Below are 18,326 nucleotides of genomic sequence, written 5' to 3' on the forward strand. Positions count from 1 at the left end.
CTTGCGCGCGGCGGCCAGTTGCTGCGCGATCTTTTCACAGTCGGCGTCGGTTTCGATGAGTTTTTGCACACCGCGCAACTGCCCTTCAATGCGGGCCAGACGGGCGCACAAGGCTTTCTTCTTCTCGGCGTCGACGATTCTACTCATGAAACGGCCTCGGTCTAGTGAAGTTCCATACCGCCTTCCGTCGATTTACACTCAAAAACGGAAGGTGGCGGGTGCCGGAACTGAATGTGCCTGAAGGCGACAAGTCGCCAACGGCCTGTTTAGCGTGCGCTCTCTATGGAGGCAATCCGGGGTGCGAGTCAGTCCGGCAGGTCACGTTAGGAACGGGGACAAGCCGCCAAAAACTTTTGCGACCTCTACCCGCAACCTTCCACCCCAAAGTCTCTTTCATCTTCGGGGGTGGCGGCAACCACCATGATCGTTAGGTTGAATCGACCGCGCGGGCAACTTCAGCCTCAGCCTTGGTCCGCAAAGCGCGCGAGCGGCGCGAGGTCGGGGAAGTCGGGGCTGCGCTTTTGCTGCATCGCCATGATGGCTTCGCGCACGTTGGGCGAACTCCACACGGCCGACTGCAGCCAGCCCATCTGGCGCAAGCTGTCTTCCACCGAGTGGTCGCGGGCATAGTGCAGCGCCTGCTTGCTGCCCCAGATCGCCACCGGCGGCTTGCTGGCGATTTCGGCGGCGCACTGCAGCGCCGCGTCCAGCATGGCGGCCTGCGTCTCGAATACTTCATTGACCAGCCCGCAGGCCAGCGCGCGTTGTGCGCCCAGACGCCGTCCGGTGTAGGCCATCTCTTTGGCGATGCCCAACGGGATCAGCTTGGGCAGCCGCTGCAGCGTGCCCACGTCGGCCACCATGCCGATGTTGATTTCTTGCACGCAGAAGAAGGCATCGGCCGTGCAGTAGCGAATGCACGCGGCCGTCACCATGTCCACCGCGCCGCCGATGCAGCCGCCCTGGATGGCGGCGATCACCGGAATGCGCAGCGTTTCGAGCTTGATGAAGGTGGCCTGCATGTCCGAGAGCAAATCGAAAATCGCCGCGCGGCCCTCGGCCGTACGCTCGTCGAGCGTGATGGCACCGCTGAAGGTTTCGAGCGCCATGCCCGCCGAGAAATGTTTGCCCGTGCTGCTGATGACCAGCGCGCGTGCCGAATGGTCACGGTGCAGCCAGTCCAGCGCAGCATCGAGCTCGCGCCAGAAGGTCGGGTGCATGGTGTTGAGCGCGTCCGGCCGGTTGAGCACGAGGTGGGCCACAGCCTGCTCCACCTGCAGGGTGAAACAGCTCAACATCGGGGCTTGGGCAGAACGGGGTGGCATGGTCTTGCTCCCATCGAGTGGTTGGGGGTGGAGCGGCGATGCTAGCGCCTTTGGGCGCTTGGCCCGCACGGTCCGCGGTCGCGCGGGTGACCCGCTCGTTCTGGCCGGACGCCGCTGCGGCCGGCGGCGGATTAGTCAGCCGATGCGCCAGCCGAAGGCGCGCGCGATCATCATCAGCGCCACCACCAGCGTGAGCAGGCCGAAGGCGCGGCGCAGATGCCCCGGGTGCAGACGCCGCGCCAGCACCCGTGTGGCCAGCAGCGCCACCACCGCACCCGCGCCGAATGGAATGGCCACCGCCCAGGGCAGGGCGCCGCTGGCCGAGGCGGCGAACACACCGCTGGCCGAGACCAGCGCGATCACCGCCAGCGAGGTGGCCTGGATGCTGCGCAAATCGAGGTTGCTCACATGCTGCAAGGCCGGAATGATGACGAAGCCGCCGCCCACGCCGAACAGCCCGCTGAGCAGGCCGGAGGTCAGCCCGGTGGCGCCGAGGGCGCGGGCGCAGCGCCCGGTCCAGCGCAGCCGGCCCTGTGCCGGGTCGAGCAGGCAGGGCAAATGCTCGCGCGGCGTGTCGTCGCCCGATGGCGCTGCCCGCAGGCTGCGCCAGGCCACCCACAGCAGCAGGCCGGAGAAGCCCAGCAGCATGGGCGTTGCAGGCAGGCGTGCCGCCAGCCACACGCCCGCTGGCGCGGTGGCCATGCCGAAGGCGCTCATGAATCCCGCGGCGCGGTAGCGCACGATGCCCTCGCGCAGCCCGAGCAGGGCGGCCAGCGCCGCGGCCGTGCCCACGGCGATCAGCCCGGTGGGCGCGGCTTGCTGCAGCGGCAGGTGCAGGCCGAACACCAGCAGCGGCACAGCCAGAATCCCGCCGCCAGCCCCGGTGAGCGCCATGATGACGCCGACCGCCGCACCCAGCACCAGAGTGAGGCCGCTCTGCGGTGCGGCCAGCACGGCATCGAGCAGTGGGTTCAGGGCTGGGACATCCATGCGGTCTGAGCAGCGGGGGCGGCCGGATGCGCCGGCCACAGGTCATGGCTTGAAAGAGTTGAAGGGGCTGGGCGTGAAGGCCGCGTCCAGGATGTTTCAGATCGCGTTGAGCGGGATTTTGAGGTAACTCACGCCATTGTCCTCCGGCGGCGGGAAGTGACCGGCGCGCATGTTCACCTGGACGGCCGGCAGGATGAGCACGGGCATTTGCAGCGTGGCGTCACGCGCTCGGCGCATGGCGACGAAGTCGGCCTCGCTCACGCCGTTGTGCACATGGATGTTGGAGGCGCGCTGCTCGGCGACGGTGCAAACATTGCACAGCGCGCGGCCGGCAGGCGGGTAGTCGTGGCAGAGGTAGATGGTGGTCTCGGGCGGCAGCGCCAGCAGCTTGCGGATGGAGCGGTACAGCGTGGGCGCGTCGCCGCCAGGGAAGTCGCAGCGCGCAGTACCCACGTCGGGCATGAACAAGGTGTCGCCGACGAACAGGGCGCGCGCGGTGCCGCTGTCAGCCGCGTCCTCGATGAGGTAGCTCATGCACGCGGGCGTGTGGCCGGGGGTGTGCAGGGCGCGCACACGCAGCGTGCCGATGGAAAAGCTCTCTTCATCGTCGAGCAGATGATCGAACTGCGAGCCGTCGCGCGAGAAGCCGGGCTCGGCGTTGAACAACTGGCCAAAGACGCCTTGCACCGTGGTGACGTGGCGGCCAATGGCCACGCGGCCGCCGACGCGCTCGCGCAGCCAGGCCGAGGCGCTGAGGTGGTCGGCATGCACATGGGTTTCGAGAATCCACTGCACCTGCGCGCCCAGCGCCTGCACCCGGTCGACCAGCTTTTGCGCGCTGTCGCTGCGGGTGCGGCCGGATTTGGGGTCGTAGTCGAGCACGCTGTCGATGAGCGCGCACTGCTGGGTGCTGCGGTCGAGCACGAGGTAGCTGAAGGTCCAGGTGGCTTCGTCGAAGAAGCTTTCGATGTGCAGGCGTTCGGACATGGTGAGGCGGTCGCAAACTCGGTGGGTTCGGAGAATCAAACAGGGCCAGGCGGCCGCCCCCTGTGACGACCGCCGGCCCGTTGGGGCTTACAGCGACTTGGTGGAGAAGTACCAGTCCACCGTTTTGTAGCCTTCGCTGGCGCGCTTGGCGGCGTCGGCGTCGGTCTTGGGCGGGGGCACGATCACCTCGCAGCCCGGCGTCCAGCCTTCGGGCGTGGCCACGCCGTGCTTGTCACTGGTCTGCATGGCGCTGAGCAGGCGGATGAACTCAGGGATCGAGCGGCCGTTGCTCATCGGGTAGTACACCATGGCGCGCAGGATGCCGTTGGGGTCGATGAAGAAGGTGGCGCGCACCGCCTGGGTGTCGGCGGCACCAGGGTGCACCATGCCGTAGGCGCTGGCCACTTCCATCTTGATGTCTTCGATGATGGGGAACGGAATGGTCACGCCGAACTTTTCCTGGATGTTGCGCGTCCAGGCCAGGTGCGAGAACAGGCTGTCGATGGACAAGCCCAGCAGTTCGCAGTTCATGGCCTTGAAGGTGTCGGCCGCCTTGGCGAACGCTATGAACTCGGTGGTGCACACCGGGGTGAAGTCGGCGGGGTGGGAGAACAGGATCAGCCACTTGCCCTTGTAGTCGGCAAGGCTCTTCTCGCCATGGGTGGTGCGCGCTTTGAAGGCCGGCGCCGGCTCGTTCAGGCGCGGCAGGGTGTGGATGGTCGAATCACTCATGATGAAACTCCTTGACGGTGGGTTGCGGAACGAAACTCGGCGACGCCGGCTTGGCCTGCTACGGCACTCGTGGCGTCGACCGATGCGAGAGTGTTGCATACCCTCCGGGGAATGTGGATGAATCCTCGCGATGACCGCGATAGCCCAGGGGTATGACCCGGGCGGGTCAGAACAGTTCGCCGCTGATTGCTTCTATTGTTGTAGCAATAGGCGACCGTTTCGCGCTGGGGTCTAAGGATTTTTTATCATCGGTGGCCGTTGCGGCAGCCGCAGACGCTGCCGCCAGCGGCTGCAGCGAGCCCACCCGCACGCCCAGCAGCCGAAAACGGCGGCTGAGGTCCAGACGCTTCAAGCACAGACCGGCGATGCGGCGGATCTGCGCCGCATCGGCGGTAGCCTGCTCGACCGTGACCTCGCGTGTGACGCGCTTGAAGTCGGCGTAGCGCAGCTTCACGCCGATGGTGCGGCCGACGTAGCCTTTGCGCTGCAGGTCGAGTGCCACTTGTTCGCACAGCCGGGTGAAGATGGCGCCGAGTTCGGCGCGGTCGCGCACGGCGTGCAGGTCGCGCTCGAAGGTGGTTTCGCGGCTGATGCTCACCGGCTCGCTTTCGGTCACGACGGGGCGGTCGTCGCGGCCCCAGGCGGCATCGAACAGCCAGGCGCCGTGGCTCGCGCCGAACTGCTCGACGAGCCAGTCCCGCTCGCACGCGGCCAATTGGCCGATCGTCTCGATGCCCAGCGCCGCAAGCCGAGCCGCAGTTTTGGGGCCCACGCCGTTGATCTTTCGGCAGGGCAGCGGCCAGATCAGCGTCTGCAGATCTTCGGGCTGCACGATGGCGATGCCATTGGGTTTGCGAAATTCGCTCGCCATCTTGGCCAGCAGCTTGTTCGGTGCGACGCCGATCGAGCAGGTCAGGCCCGTGGCGTCAAAGATGCTCTTTTGGATCAGCCGCGCCAGCACCCGCCCGCCCTCGCGCTGGCCACCGGGCACGTCGGTGAAGTCGATGTAGACCTCGTCGACGCCGCGGTCCTCCAGCACCGGCGCAATGTCGGTGATGACCTGCTTGAAGCGCCGCGAGTAGCGCCGGTATTCGTCGAAATCCACCGGCAGCAGGATGGCTTCGGGGCACAGTCGGGCCGCCTTCATCAAGCCCATGGCCGAGCCCACGCCGAAGGCGCGCGCCGCATAGGTGGCGGTGGTGATGACGCCGCGGCCCGTGTAGTCCTTGAGGCGCGGAAAGGCCGCCACCGGAATTTCTGAGAGCGGCAAGCCCGCATGTGCCTGCAGCAGCGCATCATCGGCGCGCCGCCGCGCCCCACCGATCACCACCGGCAGGCCCTTGAGCTGCGGGTAGCGCAGCAACTCCACGGAGGCGTAGAACGCATCCATGTCCAGGTGCGCGATGCGGCGGGGCAGGGCGGGCGGGCTCACACCCTGGAGCATAGGGCAAGGCTGTGGCACAGTGCGCGCGAGGCCGTGGCTTGCCTCGCAGAGGGAGGCGGCTCGAAGCGGTGCTCAAGGCCAGCGGTGCGTGCATCGAAGGCAGCGGGCAGGTGCTGTTGCGCGCCGCGGTGTCGTCGAGGCGCTGCTCTGCTGGCTGGGCTGGCGCTGCGGTATGCGCTTCCCATTCCATCCCGCAGCCGCTCGCGGGTCATTCAGGAGCTGGTTCAGCGTTGCCTTATCCCGCGCGCAGCGGCGTCGGGTAAGTCCCCGGCAGCAGCACGTCTAGGCCCACGGTGTCGATCTGGGTGTGGCCGCAGAAGGCCATGGTGAGGTCGAGTTCTTTGTGGATGATCTCGAGGCACTTGGTCACGCCGGCCTCACCCATGGCACCGAGGCCGTAGAGGAAGGCGCGGCCGATGTAGGTGCCGCGGGCGCCGAGCGCGCGCGCCTTGAACACGTCCTGGCCGCTGCGGATGCCGCCGTCCATGTGCACCTCGATGTCTTTGCCGACCGCGTCGACGATGGTGGGCAGCGCCTCGATGCTCGACTGCGCGCCGTCGAGCTGGCGGCCGCCGTGGTTGGAGACGATGAGTGCATCCGCCCCTGACTGCACGGCCAAGCGGGCGTCCTCCACGTCCTGAATGCCCTTGAGGATCAGCTTGCCGCCCCAGCGCTTCTTGATCCATTCCACGTCGCCCCAGTTGAGCGCGGGGTCGAACTGCTCGGCCGTCCAGGCCGCGAGGTTGGCCATATCGGAGACGCCCTGCACATGGCCGACGATGTTGCCGAACTGGCGCCGCCTCGTGCCCGCCATGCCCAAGGCCCAGCGCGCTTTGGTGGCGATGTTGATCATGTTCTTGATCGTGAGCTTGGGCGGCGCGGACAGACCGTTTTTCAGGTCTTTGTGGCGCTGACCGAGGATCTGCAGGTCCAGCGTCAGCACCAGCGCGCCACAGTTCGCCGCCTTGGCGCGGTCGATGAGGCGTTCGATGAAGCCGCGGTCCTTCATCACATAGAGCTGAAACCAGAAACCCTCGCCCGCGTGCTGCGCCACGTCTTCGATCGAGCAGATGCTCATGGTCGAAAGCGTGAACGGCACACCGAACCTGCGCGCGGCCCGCGCGGCGAGGATTTCGCCATCGGCATGCTGCATGCCGGTCAGGCCCGTGGGCGCCAGTGCCACCGGCATCGCCACCTTTTGCCCCACCATCGTGGTCGCCGTGGAGCGGTTCTCCATGTTGACGGCCACGCGCTGGCGCAGCTTGATTTTCTGGAAGTCGGCGCTGTTGGCGCGGTAGGTGCTTTCGGTCCAGGAGCCGGAATCGGCGTAGTCGTAGAACATGCGCGGCACGCGCTTTTGGGCCAGAACGCGCAGGTCTTCGACGTTGGTGATGATGGTCGGCATGGTGCTCCTCGTGTGTCTGGGTCGATGGCCCGAATGCTAGCCGCGCCCGCCCAGAGCCCCAACTGAAATTGGGCTCGCGCGGGTTGAAAAAAATGACGGGCCGACGCTGGGGCCATGCTGCCCTCTCAGCCTCTCAGCCTCTCAGCCCCTCAGGGTCGCCGGTAGCTGATGCGCTGGCGCGCCCAGTGGCGCGCGTCGAGGCGGTCCAGCCGCACCTGGCCGCCGCTCGAGGGCGCGTGCACGAAGCGGTTGTCGCCCACGTAAATACCCGCGTGCGTTGGCGGGCCGCCGTTGGCAAACAGCACCAGGTCACCCGCGCGCAGGTCTTCGGCGGGCACGGCTTGGCCCCAGCCATCGAGCGCGGCGACGGTGCGCGGCGGGCTGAGGCCGGCCGCGTTGCGGTAGACGTAGCCGATGAGGCCGCTGCAGTCGAAGCCCCCTTCGGGCGTGTTGCCGCCGTAGCGGTACGGCGTGCCGACGAGGCCGAGCGCGGCGATCACCACCTGCTGCGCCTCGTGCTCGCTCAGGCGTGCGGACACGGGTACCGCGGGTGCGGGCTCTGGCGAGCGCACCGGCCGCGTGCCGCAGGCGGCGAGCAGCGCGGCGCAGACGAGCACTGCGCTGGCGAGCGCGCCGCGGCGAAGAAAGATCGACACCGTTGTCAGGGGTTGCGCTGGCATGGCGCAACGGTACGCGAACTGCTGTCTGAATGCCAGAACTACCCCACGGGGTGGCAGAACTGCTGCCTTACCGCAGCCGCAGCCGCTGGCGGTGGCGCTCGATCTGCGCGCGGACCTGCTCGGGCGCGGTGCCGCCGAGCGTGCGGCGGGCGTCGAGCGACCCGCGCAGGCTGAGCACGTCGTACACATCGGGCCCGATCGCGGGGTGGAAGCCTTGCAGGACGGAGAGCGGCAGCTCGGAGAGGTCGCAGGCGTGGCTTTGCGCGGCTTTCACCGCGTGGGCGACGGTTTCATGCGCGTCGCGGAAGGGCAGGCCTTTCTTGACCAGGTAGTCGGCGAGGTCGGTGGCGGTGGCATAGCCCTTGCGCGCGGCTTCTTCCATGGCGACGGCATGGACCCGGATGCCGCCTTCCTTGCGGCCGGTCGCGGGGTTTAGCTGCCCACCGATCATCTCGGCAAAGATGCGCAGCGTGTCCTTGAGCGTGTCGACCGTGTCGAACAGTGGCTCTTTGTCTTCCTGGTTGTCTTTGTTGTAGGCGAGCGGCTGGCCTTTCATGAGCGTGACGCGGCCCATCAGATGGCCCACCACGCGGCCGGTTTTGCCGCGCGCGAGTTCGGGCACGTCGGGGTTTTTCTTCTGCGGCATGATGGAACTGCCGGTGGTGAAGCGGTCGGCGATCTGCACGAAGCCGAAGTTCTGGCTCATCCACAGGATCAGCTCTTCCGACAGGCGGCTGATGTGCACCATGCACAAAGACGCGGCGGCGGTGAACTCGATCGCGAAGTCGCGGTCGCTCACGCCGTCGAGGCTGTTTTGGCAGAGCTGCGGCTCGCCGCGCTCGTCGATCATGCCCAGGGTGCGGGCCACGCGCGCGCGGTCGAGCGGGTAGGTGGTGCCGGCGAGTGCTGCGCTGCCCAGCGGCAGCCGGTTGGTGCGGCGGCGCGCGTCGGCCAGGCGCTCGGCGTCGCGGGCGAACATCTCCACATAGGCGAGCAGATGGTGCGCAAAGCTCACGGGCTGCGCGACCTGCAGGTGCGTGTAGCCCGGCATGATGGTGTCGACATGCTCGGCGGCGACGTCGACCAGTGCGCGCTGCAGTTCTTCGAGCAAGGCGCCAATCGCGTCGATTTCATCGCGCAGCCACAGCCGCACGTCGGTCGCCACTTGGTCGTTGCGGCTGCGGCCGGTGTGTAGCCGCTTGCCCGCGTCGCCGACGAGCTGCGTCAGGCGCGCCTCGATATTGAGGTGCACGTCTTCGAGGTCGAGCTTCCACTCGAACGCGCCGCTCTCGATTTCGGAGCGGATTTGCGCCATTCCACGCTGGATATCGGCCCAATCGGCGGCTGAAATGATGCCTTGCGCGGCGAGCATCTCGGCATGTGCGAGGCTGCCGGCGATGTCCGCGCGCCATAGGCGCTGGTCGAAGAACACGCTCGCGGTGTAGCGTTTGACGAGATCGCTCATCGGCTCGGAGAACAGCGCCGACCAGGCCTGGGACTTCTTGTCGAATTGGTTTTGTGACATGCGTGGAATCGCGGGATAGGAGCGGGGAGGGACCGATGCGGGCCGGCGGGTGATGGCCGGGCCGCCACGGGCAGGCGGCTCGACGCGGTGGCGGCGCGCGGGGATGTCGCCAATAATTGCCAGCCACACGAGCCGAATCCGGATGAGCGAAGCGCAAATTCTATCGACCCCTGGCCCTCGGGCCACGCATGCAGCAGGCCCAGGCCGAGCGAGCAACGGCGGCCCACTGGTCTTCGACGCTTGCCGCACCGGCGTGGTGCTGCGTGCCGTGCTGGCCGTCGAAGCGTGGACGGCGGTGATGGTGATGTTCGAGTCGCGCGACCTCATGGGCTGGCTCTGGCGCTTCTCGATGGCCACGGGGGCGGTCTTGCCCGCGACGCTGGCTTGGTTGATCGTGGCCTGCATGCTCAAGCGACCTTTGGCGCGGTTGACATTACCAGGGCAGTACCTGGCGGGCGCGGGTTTGGGCGCGCTCATGGGCCTCTACGGATGCGGCTTGCTCGCCTTGGCTGGGTTTGCAACGTCCGTGCCGTGGCTGGCCAGTGCGCTCGCTGGCGCGATGATGGCCGCGCAGCTCGTCGCCGCGCTGGTTTGGCGCGCGCGGGCTCGTTCGCCCGCGGACGTGCAGGCGCGGTTGGTCGAACTGCAGGCACGCATCCGGCCGCACTTTCTGTTCAACACGCTCAACACCGCTATCGCGCTCGTGCGCGACGAGCCCGCGCGGGCCGAGGCCGTGCTCGAAGACCTGGCCGAGTTGTTCCGGCTGGGCTTGCAGTCGCCCGAGGGCGCGGTTCCGCTGGCGCGCGAGCTGGAACTGGCGCGCCGCTACCTCGAAATCGAGCAGCTGCGCTTTGGGCGTCGCTTGCAGATTCGCTGGTCGCTCGACCCCGCGGCCGAAGGCGCGGCGCTGCCGCCGCTGCTGCTGCAGCCCTTGATCGAAAACGCGGTGCGGCATGGGGTCGAGCCCAGCCCCACGGGCGCCGAGATCGAGTTGCGCACCGAGCGCCGGGGTGGGCGGGTCGTCATTACCCTCGTCAACAGCTTGCCGGGGGGCGCGGGCGCAGCGGGCAACGGCATCGCGCTCGAAAACGTGCGCTCGCGCTTGGCGCTGCTGCATGATGTCGAGGTGGGCTTCGATGCGGGCCTGGTCGACGGGCGCTACCGCGTGCGCATCGAAATCCCAGCAGAGCCCCTGGCCACGGGAGGACCCCATGGCTGAAGGCATCGAGGCAGCATCGGCACCGTTGCAGGTTTTGCTGGTGGACGACGAGGACCTGGCCCGCGCGCGGCTGCGCCGGCTGGTGGAGGCTTGTCCCGACCCGGCGGCCCAAGTCGCCGCCGAAGCCGCAGACGGGGCTACCGCAGCCGCTTTACTCGCGCAGCGGCGTTTTGACTGCGTGCTGCTCGACATCCACATGCCCGGAACCGACGGACTCGCGCTCGCGCGCCAGTGGCGCGAGGCGGGCAGTGCGCCCGCCGTGATTTTCGTCACCGCCTACAGTGAACATGCGCTCGATGCCTTCGACGTCGAAGCGCTCGACTACCTCACCAAGCCCGTTCGCGCGGAGCGGCTGTCGATGGCGCTGCGCAAGGTGCGATCGCGCCAGCCTTCGCCCTCTCAGTCGTCCGAGCGGCGCGCGCCGGCGCCCGCAGCGCAAGCCTTGCTGGTGCACGAGCGGGGCCGGGTCGAGCGTGTGCCGATCCACGAAGTCCTTTACGTCAAGGCCGAACTCAAATATTTGACCTTGCGCACCGCGCAGCGCAGCTACATCGCGGAGGGCAGCCTCAGCGAGCTCGAACAACACCACGGCGACTACTTCCTGCGGGTGCACCGAAACGCTTTGGTGGCTCGCCATGCCTTGCGTGCGCTCGAGCGCGCGCCTGACGCCGAATGGGACGAGCTCTGGTGGGTGCGGCTCGACGGCCTGGAGGAGCGCCTGCAGGTCTCGCGTCGACAACTCGGCGGCGTCCGCGAGGCCCTCGAAGCGGTCGCAAAAGTGCAAAAACAATAGCTAAAGAGCACCGTTTCGCGCTGGGATCCGGGCAATTTCTCTCGAAAATGCTGCGGTTCGGCCTAAATCCGGCAGTTGGGCGCGCCCGGGCGGGTCGTCATCGGGCGCGCGGGCAAGGCGCAAACCACAGCCATGGCGCTGGCCATGGCGAGGATTTGCAACGCCGCCCCCGCGCCCGAGGGCGACTCGAACGGGTGCGCAGCGCTCACCCGATCGGTGAACCGCCTCCGCTGCAAAAACCAGTGCAACAACAACACCTTGCATTCATCGAGAAGCGGTCAACTGCCGGATTTAGGTTCAGTCGACCCGAGCCCCTGTCATGCGCACGATGCGCTCGTATTTCGCGCGTTCGGCTTGCATGAAGGCCCCAAAGGCTTGCGGCGTGCTTGGCACCGGCTCAGCCATCAGGCGTGCAAAGCGCTGGCGCACCTGCGCGTCGTTGAGCGCAGCGACGAAGGCCGTGTTGAGCTGCGCGATGCGCTCGGGCGGGGTGCCCGCGGGGGCGACCAGCCCCCACCAGGTATCGACCGCAAAGCCCGGCAAGGTCTCGGCCAGAGGGGGAACGTCGGGCAGCAGGGGGCTGCGCTGCGCCGTCGTGACCGCCAGTGCCCGGATCTTGCCTGCGCTCAGGTTGGGCGCGGCGGTGGCGAGGTTGTCGAAGTTGAAGTCGACCTGGCCCGACAGCAACGCCAGTTGCGCCGGCGCACCGCCGTTGTAGGGGATGTGGACCACGAAAATCTTGGCCTCGCGCTTGAACCATTCCCCAGCCAGGTGCCCGGCGCTGCCGTTGCCGCCGCTGCCGTAGTTCAGCTCGCCCGGGCGGGAGCGGGCATAGGCGACCAGGTCGCTGACGCTGCGGATGCGCAGCCGCTCGGCCGTCGCCGCATTCATGACCAGCACATTGGGCACGCGCACCATTTGCGTGATGGGGGCGAAGTCGCGCGCGGCGTCGAAGGGCATTTTCGCGAACAGCCAAGGGTTGATGGCATGGGTCGCCACCGCCGCAATCCCGATGGTGTAGCCGTCGGGCGCTGCTTTGGCCACCGCATCGGCGCCGATGTTGCCACCCGCGCCGGGCCGGTTTTCGATGACCACCGGCCCGAGTGAGCCTTTGACCTGCTCGGCCAGCACCCGCGCCGTGGTGTCGATCGGCCCACCGGGCGCATAGGGAACGATGAGGCGCAGGGGTTTGCCGCTGTCGGCCGCGGACCAGGGCAGGACGCTCAATCCGAGGGACGCGCAGGCGGCTTTCTGGAGCAGGCATCGACGTTTCATGCCGAGATTCTCGCCCCCGACGCGCCGTCCGCGCATCGCAACAATCCCTTACCCGGCTTTACGTTCTTGGGGTCATCGGCAAGGCCTCGGTTGGCGTTGTTGGGGTGTGGTCGGGCAGGCGCTTGGTCGCCGTCGATTCACGATCCAACACTCTGATTTATTGGAAGGAGCCCACGATGAACCAACTTCTGCGGACGCTGTTCTTGAGCGCCACCCTCGCAGCAGCCGGCAGCACCTTTGCGCAACCGGCGACGCCTCGGGTGGACCAGCGTGAAACCCATCAGCAACAGCGCATTGCCCAAGGCGTGGCTTCGGGCCAGCTGACGCCGCGCGAAACGCAGCGCCTCGAGGCGGAGCAAGCCCGCATCGAGCGGACGGAAACCCGCGCCAAGGCCGACGGCGTGGTCACCCCGGCAGAGCGCCGTCACCTCGCCCACGAGCAAAACCGCGCCAGCCGCCACATCGCCAAGCAAAAGCACGACCGCCAACGTCTGCACTGATACAGCGCTGCCTTAGGGCAACGCTGAACAAGTCCCTCACGCGCCATCACGGGAGCGTTAGAACTCCCAAGCCAAGCCGACGGTGCCGAAGTCGCGGCGATTGCCGCGACCGGCGGCTCCGTAGATCTTCAAACCCGGCTGGATCTCAAAGCGCAGGCCCAGTTGCGTGTCGGCGCGCGCGTCCTGCGCCCGACGCAGATCGAGGGTGAGCTGGAGATGCTCGGCCAGCGGGTGCTCGTAGCCCACACTCCAGAAGGCCACGCGGCCCAGCAGACCTTCGGACTCGGCGCGCTGCGTCCCCAGATTCGCATGCACCGCATGGCCCGTTGCGTCGCGATGGCTTGCCAGCAGCGTCAGCGACCATTCATGCCCTGTTTCGTGTTGCGGTTCGCCGGGAGGCGCGCTGGGTCGGTGCCGTTGCGCGTGGCTCACGTCCAGCAGCACGCCCAGGCTCAGGCCGGTTTCGCTCTGCAGCGGCACCCACTTCACGGAGAGGCCGCGCACTTGGGCGGTGTCTGCGGGGTGGTTTGTCCGATCGCGCTCGGAGGCGGCCGATAGGCCCAGTTCCACCTTGGGCAGGGGCGCAAAGCCAAAGGCCAGTTCCTCGCTGCGGGCCAGCGCATCCCAGGTGTGGCGAGCCTCGATCTTGAAGCCACCGGCCTCCAGCGTCCCGGCGTCGTCGGTGAGCATGGGGCTCTCGGCATGGCTGGCGAGGGCCCAACTGACACCCAGCACGGTTGCGGCCGCGTGCCGCCACGGGCAGGGCCGATGGTGGATGCGCGCGGCAGCCATGACTTACGCAGCCGCCTTGTCCGCCTCGGTGGTGAAGGCGTCGGCGAAAAATTCCTGTTCGGGCAGGCCCGCGGCCAGGTAGTCGCGGCGGGCCGACTCGATGACGATGGGCGCGCCGCAGGCATAGACCTGGTGGCCGCTGAGGTCCGGCGTGTCTTCGAGCACGGCACGGTGCACGAAGCCGGTGCGCCCCGTCCAGGCGTCTTCGGGCTGCGCGTCCGACACCACCGGCACGTAACGCAGCCAAGGCGTGGTCGGCAGTTGCGCGCGCACCCAGGCGTCCAGGTACAGGTCGGCCGGGCGACGGCCGCCCCAATACAGGGTTGCGGGGCGGGTGTTGCTGATGAATTGCAAATGTTCGATCAATGCTTTGATCGGGGCGAAGCCCGTACCCGAGGCGAGCAGCACCATGGGCCGGTCAGACTCCTCGCGCAGGTAAAAGCTGCCCTGCGGTCCTTCGATGCGCAGAATTTCGCGCTCTTTCATCGCGCCGAACACATGGTCGGTGAACTTGCCCCCGGGCATGTGCCGGATGTGAAACTCGGCGACCGGCACGGGCGTGCTCGACCCTTCGAGGGTGCGCATCAGCGTGTGGGGTGCGTTGGCCATGCTGTAACTGCGACGGGTGCCGTCGCGCAGCAGGATGTCGAGGTACTGGCCCGCGAGGTAGGTGAAGGCATCGCCCGCCGGCAGCTGCAGTTCGAGGCGCATGACGTCGCTGGCGAGCCGCTCGAGCCGGGCGACGCGCGCGGGCATTTTCTTGATCGGGGGAAGTCCTTCGGCCGTGACCTGCCGGGACTCGATCACGACGTCGCTTTGCGCAACCGCGCAGCAGGTCAACACATAGCCCTGTGCCTCCTCCTCGGCGGACAAGGCCTTCTCTTGATGCGGGCCGTGCACCACGCGCCCGTCGAGCAGCTTGCATTTGCAAGAGCCACAGGCCCCGTCCTTGCAACCATAGGGAAGGCCCACGCCGTGGTGCAGCGCGGCCGAGAGGATGGTTTCGGCCTCGCGCGCCTCGAACGAGCGCCCGCTGGGCTCAACGGTGATGGTGTAAGGCATGTTTGGGTATCCTTCGAGTGCAACGCTGGGCAGCCCCAGCGCGGGTCGATTCCGTGCTGGGCTCGGACATCGAGCATCAGGGGCCGATCGCCTCTGCGGTTCTGCGGGGCTTGCCGCGTTGTTTAGCCAGTGATTGGGGAACCGAATTTTGCCTTCAAACCAAAGTCCTCTCGGCGCACTGCCTGCGCGCTTTCGCCGCGAGCGCGTCCTCATCGTCGGTTGCGGGGACGTGGGCTTGCGCGTCGCCGCACGCCTCAAGCCGCGCGTGCGTCGTTATGCATTGACCTCGTCGCCCGAGCGGGTGCCGCAACTGCGTTCCGCTGGCATCACCCCGCTGCTTGGCAACCTCGATCGGCCCGAGACGCTCGCTCGGCTCGCCGGCATCGCCACGCGCGTCGTTCATCTGGCACCGCCACCGAGCGACGCGGGCCAGCAATGGTGGCGCGATCGACGCACTGCGGTGCTGACCCAAGCCCTGCGTCGCCGCAGCCGGCCACGATCACTCGTCTATGGATCGACCTCGGGCGTGTATGGAGACTGTCGGGGCGCGTGGGTCGCGGAAACCCGCCCTGTGGCGCCTCAGACCCCGCGTGCGCAAAGGCGGGTGGACGCCGAGCGGATGCTCCGGTTTTTCGGGCGCGGCGGCACGCGCGTGACGATCCTGCGGATCCCCGGCATTTACGCGCCCGATCGGCCTGGTGGCACGCCGCGGGAGCGACTGCTGCGGGGCACCCCCGTCCTTGCCGCGGAGGATGACGTCTACACCAACCATATCCACGCCGACGATCTGGCGCGCGCCTGCCTGCTCGCGCTTTGGCGGGGGTCTGCGCAGCGCGTGCTCCACGTCAGCGACGACAGCAGCTTGCGCATGGGCGAGTACATGGACCTCGCCGCGGACCTCTATGGACTGCCCCGGCCGCCGCGCGTGCGGCGCTCCGAGGCGGAGCGGACGCTGCCGATTTCGCTGCTGAGCTTCATGGGAGAAAGCCGTCGGCTCGTCAATACGCGCCTCAAGCGCGAACTTCGGCTGCGCCTGCAGTACCCGACACCGACCGTCGGCTTGCTCTCCAAAAAATAGCGAAGAGCCGGCTATTGACGCCGGCCCCCAGCGTAAAAAGCAAGGAAATTGGCTCAGGCAAGCTTGTCGAGCGTGCCGGTGGCTTCGGCCAGCAGGTAATAAAAGGTCACGCGGCTCTTGCGGTTGACGCCCTTGAGTTTTTCCAGGACTTTTGCAATCCCCGCTTCGGCAGCCTCCGGCGACAGCCCCAGTTTCTTGGCCGCAAAGCCGTCGCGGACGGTCGCGAGCTCCTTGGGGTCGGAACCAGAAACCAAGGATGAATCCGGATTGCGCAGCGCAATACCGCAGTACTTCACGATGGCGTTGACTGCCGCTTCGCTGGCATTGGGGGCGTATTTGCGCACGTCGGCGAGATAGTCGCTCATGGTTCAGTCTCCTGTTTCGACAAAAAGGCCCGGCCGCGAGCCGCGTGGATCGTCAGCGGTACAGCCGGAGTGGCTTGCCGGCGCCGCTGAGCGCCAGCAGTGCCGATCATTACACGGGCGCGGGGCGGCTTGGGCCGCAGACGGGCTTGGGGCCAGGGCACGCGCCCATCCGTGTGGAATATTTGGCATCGGTGCTGGCTGGGTGTCACATGAGGGTGCTGCTTTTGTGTTGACTTTCCGCGCGCGGCTGCTGGGTGCATAAACGCTTTCGTCTGTATCAATGCGAAACGTTGTTGCCGCGGACTTCTTGCATAGGCTTGCGGTCGGGACAACTCAAACGCAGGGAGAAACTCATGACCATTTCGAATCGCTCCTCGTGGATCGCTCGGCGTCGGTTTCTGGCGTTGGGAGCGTCTGCCATCATGGGCGGCGCTGCACGCGCGCAGACGTCTTTGGGACCGCTGGGCTTGCTGGTGCCGGCCTACATCGACCCAAGCGTCGACATGAGCTCCTGGAACGTGTTGGCGACGACGGCGACCCGTGTGCCTTTGCTGGCGATCATGAATCCGTCGAGCGGGCCAGGGCGCCGACTCGATGCCTATTACCTCGCAGCCGCGCAGGCCGTCGCGCAATCCGGCGGGCGGGTGCTGGGTTATGTCTACACCTCGTATGGAAAGCGGTCGCTCTCCGCCGTGCAAGCCGACGTGGATCGGTATTTTTCTTGGTACCCGGTGGCGGGAATCTTCTTCGACGAAATGGCCTCGACCGCCACGTCGCGCAACCTGAACTATTACGGCACGCTGGCCACGTACGTCCGAAGCAAGGGCCTGGGTGCCATGATCGTCGCGAATCCGGGCGTCGCCTTCGATCGGGCGTTTGCCGAGAATCGGACCGCAGACGTCTTTGTCGACGCCGAAGACCCCGCGGATACGGTTCTTTCGAGCGGTCAAGCGAGTTGGACGCAAAACTATTCCCCGGGGATGTTTGCCGAACTGGCCTACGCCGCGGGCGATGATGCGGCAGTCGTGCGGTCCTTGGCTCAGCGCCGCATCGCTTGGGTCTACTCGACCCGGCTTCCCGCAGCCGACCCTTGGGCCGCGCTGCCGGATGACTTCGCGGCCGAAGTCGATGCGCTCATCGGCATCAACGCCACCCGCTGAGTCGCTGCGCACCGGTGCAGCCGATGCCCTGGCGGCAGCCCGCCCGTTCAGCGAGGCATGGGAACCGGTGAGGCTGCTGCCGGGGTGGGGCCCAAGGCTGCGGGCTCGATCGGGATGATCTGCACCCGCACCCAGGCACCCGGGTCTTGCGCCATGTGCGTGATGTATTGTTTGCCCGCGTATTCCCACGTGACCTGGTAGCCGATGACCCGGCTTTCGACCACGTTCTGCGTCGTGCACTGCTGGGCCGCTTGAGCTTGGGCACGGTTCGAGCTTTCGATCTGGTTGCCGACGATCGCGCCGCCGACGATTCCGGCACCGGTGGCGAGGTCGCGCCCTGAGCCGCCGCCGATGGCATTGCCGATCACCCCACCGGCTATGGCTCCGATCACGGCACCGACACCCGTGCTCGTTGGGCTTGGCGGGGTGGCTGGCGGGGCGCAGACCTGCCGCTGCACCGTGACCGGCTGCACGATCGGGGTCGACGACACCACCCGAGCCCATTCGTCGGCCTGCGCCGCCCAGGGCATGGCGGCAAGCACCGCCGCGCCGCAGAGCAGCAGCGGCAGCGAGGGACGGCGAGTGACCGCTTTCTTGTTCATCAGGACCTCCGAGGCCAGAACGTGTGGAAAAGTGCTTGAGCAGCACGTTTTTAGATGGGTGCTGCTCCTCCGAACGTCAAGAGCGCATTAACATGAATCCTTCGTGATCACTCAAACCGGCCGGTACGACTACAGCAGCGGCCCGTGCACCTCGGCGGTTGACCCATGATGCATCTTTCCCGGTTTCGCGTTCTGGTCCAGCTCAGCGACCCGCACATCGTGCGTCCAGGCCGTCTTCTTGAAGGCGAAATCGACACGGCGGAATTTCTTCGATGTGCGGTCCAAAGCGTGCGGGCCCTGCCCGAGCGGCCCGATGCGGTGCTCGTGAGTGGCGACCTCGTCGACGCGGGACACGAGGACGAGTATGCCCATTTGCGCACCCTGCTCGAACC

General features: G+C 67.1%; 20 protein-coding genes and 1 pseudogene. 6 read left to right on the forward strand and 15 right to left on the reverse strand.

Translation table 11 applies throughout. The annotated features are described in order from the left end of the window. The 9 genes from JHC36_RS08615 to argH form a co-directional block, all read right to left on the reverse strand. The coding region (locus JHC36_RS08615; RefSeq protein ID WP_287918303.1) for a metal-sensitive transcriptional regulator at window positions 1-147 on the reverse strand (147 nt) is incomplete at its 3' end. Window positions 148-461: 314 nt separating this feature from the next. Further along, complete coding sequence (locus tag JHC36_RS08620; RefSeq protein WP_287918272.1) at window positions 462-1,325, reverse strand: enoyl-CoA hydratase-related protein; 864 nt, start codon at window positions 1,323-1,325, stop codon at window positions 462-464. A gap of 135 nt (window positions 1,326-1,460) precedes the next feature. Further along, a complete protein-coding gene (locus JHC36_RS08625) occupies window positions 1,461-2,315 on the reverse strand; it encodes a sulfite exporter TauE/SafE family protein (protein WP_287918274.1) in 855 nt (284 codons plus the stop codon). A 96-nt stretch (window positions 2,316-2,411) separates the two neighbouring features. Then, the gene (locus tag JHC36_RS08630) at window positions 2,412-3,302 is read right to left on the reverse strand and encodes an MBL fold metallo-hydrolase (RefSeq protein ID WP_287918276.1); all 891 of its coding nucleotides are present in this window, start codon (window positions 3,300-3,302) and stop codon (window positions 2,412-2,414) included. Between the two features lie 87 nt (window positions 3,303-3,389). Next, window positions 3,390-4,034 carry a peroxiredoxin gene (locus JHC36_RS08635; RefSeq protein WP_287918278.1) on the reverse strand — a complete coding sequence of 215 codons (645 nt, stop codon included), beginning with the start codon at window positions 4,032-4,034 and terminating at the stop codon, window positions 3,390-3,392. A gap of 166 nt (window positions 4,035-4,200) precedes the next feature. After that, window positions 4,201-5,478 (reverse strand): DNA polymerase IV, encoded by a 1,278-nt coding sequence (dinB, locus tag JHC36_RS08640; protein WP_503007003.1) that lies wholly within the window; start codon window positions 5,476-5,478, stop codon window positions 4,201-4,203. A 235-nt stretch (window positions 5,479-5,713) separates the two neighbouring features. Next, complete coding sequence (locus JHC36_RS08645; RefSeq protein WP_287918280.1) at window positions 5,714-6,883, reverse strand: alpha-hydroxy acid oxidase; 1,170 nt, start codon at window positions 6,881-6,883, stop codon at window positions 5,714-5,716. 149 nt (window positions 6,884-7,032) lie between these two features. Further along, the gene (locus JHC36_RS08650; RefSeq protein WP_287918282.1) at window positions 7,033-7,563 is read right to left on the reverse strand and encodes a C40 family peptidase; all 531 of its coding nucleotides are present in this window, start codon (window positions 7,561-7,563) and stop codon (window positions 7,033-7,035) included. Between the two features lie 67 nt (window positions 7,564-7,630). Beyond that, window positions 7,631-9,088, reverse strand: coding sequence for an argininosuccinate lyase (argH, locus tag JHC36_RS08655; RefSeq protein ID WP_287918284.1), 1,458 nt, complete (start codon window positions 9,086-9,088; stop codon window positions 7,631-7,633). A 142-nt stretch (window positions 9,089-9,230) separates the two neighbouring features. On the opposite strand from argH, the gene JHC36_RS08660 reads away from it, so the two are divergent. Both JHC36_RS08660 and JHC36_RS08665 read left to right on the forward strand, forming a co-directional pair. After that, window positions 9,231-10,307: a sensor histidine kinase gene (locus tag JHC36_RS08660; protein ID WP_287918285.1), complete on the forward strand. Its 1,077-nt coding sequence runs from the start codon at window positions 9,231-9,233 to the stop codon at window positions 10,305-10,307. Then, window positions 10,300-11,100, forward strand: a complete 801-nt coding sequence (locus JHC36_RS08665) for a LytR/AlgR family response regulator transcription factor (protein ID WP_287918287.1) — start codon at window positions 10,300-10,302, stop codon at window positions 11,098-11,100. The genes JHC36_RS08660 and JHC36_RS08665 overlap by 8 nt, the downstream gene beginning before the upstream one ends. A 62-nt stretch (window positions 11,101-11,162) precedes the next feature. On the opposite strand, the gene JHC36_RS08670 is transcribed toward JHC36_RS08665, so the two are convergent. Next, entirely contained in the window at window positions 11,163-11,357 is a 195-nt protein-coding gene (locus JHC36_RS08670; protein WP_287918289.1) for a hypothetical protein, read from the reverse strand. A 40-nt stretch (window positions 11,358-11,397) separates the two neighbouring features. Further along, complete coding sequence (locus JHC36_RS08675; RefSeq protein WP_287918291.1) at window positions 11,398-12,375, reverse strand: Bug family tripartite tricarboxylate transporter substrate binding protein; 978 nt, start codon at window positions 12,373-12,375, stop codon at window positions 11,398-11,400. A gap of 176 nt (window positions 12,376-12,551) precedes the next feature. Between JHC36_RS08675 and JHC36_RS08680 the strand changes: the two genes are divergently transcribed. Next, window positions 12,552-12,875, forward strand: coding sequence for a hypothetical protein (locus JHC36_RS08680; RefSeq protein ID WP_287918293.1), 324 nt, complete (start codon window positions 12,552-12,554; stop codon window positions 12,873-12,875). 57 nt (window positions 12,876-12,932) lie between these two features. On the opposite strand, the gene JHC36_RS08685 is transcribed toward JHC36_RS08680, so the two are convergent. Further along, entirely contained in the window at window positions 12,933-13,667 is a 735-nt protein-coding gene (locus tag JHC36_RS08685; protein WP_287918295.1) for a hypothetical protein, read from the reverse strand. A gap of 3 nt (window positions 13,668-13,670) precedes the next feature. After that, window positions 13,671-14,729, reverse strand: coding sequence for a CDP-6-deoxy-delta-3,4-glucoseen reductase (locus JHC36_RS08690; protein WP_287918297.1), 1,059 nt, complete (start codon window positions 14,727-14,729; stop codon window positions 13,671-13,673). A 148-nt stretch (window positions 14,730-14,877) separates the two neighbouring features. Between JHC36_RS08690 and JHC36_RS08695 the strand changes: the two genes are divergently transcribed. Beyond that, window positions 14,878-15,807: an SDR family oxidoreductase gene (locus tag JHC36_RS08695; RefSeq protein ID WP_287918298.1), complete on the forward strand. Its 930-nt coding sequence runs from the start codon at window positions 14,878-14,880 to the stop codon at window positions 15,805-15,807. A 53-nt stretch (window positions 15,808-15,860) separates the two neighbouring features. On the opposite strand, the gene JHC36_RS08700 is transcribed toward JHC36_RS08695, so the two are convergent. Then, window positions 15,861-16,172, reverse strand: a complete 312-nt coding sequence (locus JHC36_RS08700; protein ID WP_124223945.1) for a DUF2853 family protein — start codon at window positions 16,170-16,172, stop codon at window positions 15,861-15,863. A gap of 353 nt (window positions 16,173-16,525) precedes the next feature. Here JHC36_RS08700 and JHC36_RS08705 point away from each other — a divergent pair, with 353 nt between their 5' ends. Further along, window positions 16,526-17,332 (forward strand): spherulation-specific family 4 protein, encoded by an 807-nt coding sequence (locus JHC36_RS08705; protein WP_287918300.1) that lies wholly within the window; start codon window positions 16,526-16,528, stop codon window positions 17,330-17,332. A 47-nt stretch (window positions 17,333-17,379) separates the two neighbouring features. Here JHC36_RS08705 and JHC36_RS08710 read toward each other — a convergent pair whose 3' ends face one another. Continuing rightward, complete coding sequence (locus tag JHC36_RS08710) at window positions 17,380-17,934, reverse strand: glycine zipper 2TM domain-containing protein (RefSeq protein WP_124223949.1); 555 nt, start codon at window positions 17,932-17,934, stop codon at window positions 17,380-17,382. A 165-nt stretch (window positions 17,935-18,099) separates the two neighbouring features. On the opposite strand from JHC36_RS08710, the pseudogene JHC36_RS08715 reads away from it, so the two are divergent. After that, window positions 18,100-18,326 (forward strand): annotated as a pseudogene (locus tag JHC36_RS08715) (phosphodiesterase); the annotation flags it as partial.

It is taken from the genome of Tibeticola sp. (assembly GCF_022759015.1).
Lineage (GTDB): Bacteria > Pseudomonadota > Gammaproteobacteria > Burkholderiales > Burkholderiaceae_C > Tibeticola > Tibeticola sediminis.

What these genes read in the sequence shown, in the direction of transcription:
- JHC36_RS08620 (WP_287918272.1), bottom strand. Translation starts at nt 1,325, where the DNA reads ATGCCACCCCGTTCTGCCCAAGCCCCGATGTTGAGCTGTTTCACCCTG.
- JHC36_RS08625 (WP_287918274.1), bottom strand. Translation starts at nt 2,315, where the DNA reads ATGGATGTCCCAGCCCTGAACCCACTGCTCGATGCCGTGCTGGCCGCA.
- JHC36_RS08630 (WP_287918276.1), bottom strand. Translation starts at nt 3,302, where the DNA reads ATGTCCGAACGCCTGCACATCGAAAGCTTCTTCGACGAAGCCACCTGG.
- JHC36_RS08635 (WP_287918278.1), bottom strand. Translation starts at nt 4,034, where the DNA reads ATGAGTGATTCGACCATCCACACCCTGCCGCGCCTGAACGAGCCGGCG.
- dinB (WP_503007003.1), bottom strand. Translation starts at nt 5,478, where the DNA reads ATGCTCCAGGGTGTGAGCCCGCCCGCCCTGCCCCGCCGCATCGCGCAC.
- JHC36_RS08645 (WP_287918280.1), bottom strand. Translation starts at nt 6,883, where the DNA reads ATGCCGACCATCATCACCAACGTCGAAGACCTGCGCGTTCTGGCCCAA.
- JHC36_RS08650 (WP_287918282.1), bottom strand. Translation starts at nt 7,563, where the DNA reads ATGCCAGCGCAACCCCTGACAACGGTGTCGATCTTTCTTCGCCGCGGC.
- argH (WP_287918284.1), bottom strand. Translation starts at nt 9,088, where the DNA reads ATGTCACAAAACCAATTCGACAAGAAGTCCCAGGCCTGGTCGGCGCTG.
- JHC36_RS08660 (WP_287918285.1), top strand. Translation starts at nt 9,231, where the DNA reads ATGAGCGAAGCGCAAATTCTATCGACCCCTGGCCCTCGGGCCACGCAT.
- JHC36_RS08665 (WP_287918287.1), top strand. Translation starts at nt 10,300, where the DNA reads ATGGCTGAAGGCATCGAGGCAGCATCGGCACCGTTGCAGGTTTTGCTG.
- JHC36_RS08675 (WP_287918291.1), bottom strand. Translation starts at nt 12,375, where the DNA reads ATGAAACGTCGATGCCTGCTCCAGAAAGCCGCCTGCGCGTCCCTCGGA.
- JHC36_RS08680 (WP_287918293.1), top strand. Translation starts at nt 12,552, where the DNA reads ATGAACCAACTTCTGCGGACGCTGTTCTTGAGCGCCACCCTCGCAGCA.
- JHC36_RS08685 (WP_287918295.1), bottom strand. Translation starts at nt 13,667, where the DNA reads ATGGCTGCCGCGCGCATCCACCATCGGCCCTGCCCGTGGCGGCACGCG.
- JHC36_RS08690 (WP_287918297.1), bottom strand. Translation starts at nt 14,729, where the DNA reads ATGCCTTACACCATCACCGTTGAGCCCAGCGGGCGCTCGTTCGAGGCG.
- JHC36_RS08700 (WP_124223945.1), bottom strand. Translation starts at nt 16,172, where the DNA reads ATGAGCGACTATCTCGCCGACGTGCGCAAATACGCCCCCAATGCCAGC.
- JHC36_RS08705 (WP_287918300.1), top strand. Translation starts at nt 16,526, where the DNA reads ATGACCATTTCGAATCGCTCCTCGTGGATCGCTCGGCGTCGGTTTCTG.
- JHC36_RS08710 (WP_124223949.1), bottom strand. Translation starts at nt 17,934, where the DNA reads ATGAACAAGAAAGCGGTCACTCGCCGTCCCTCGCTGCCGCTGCTGCTC.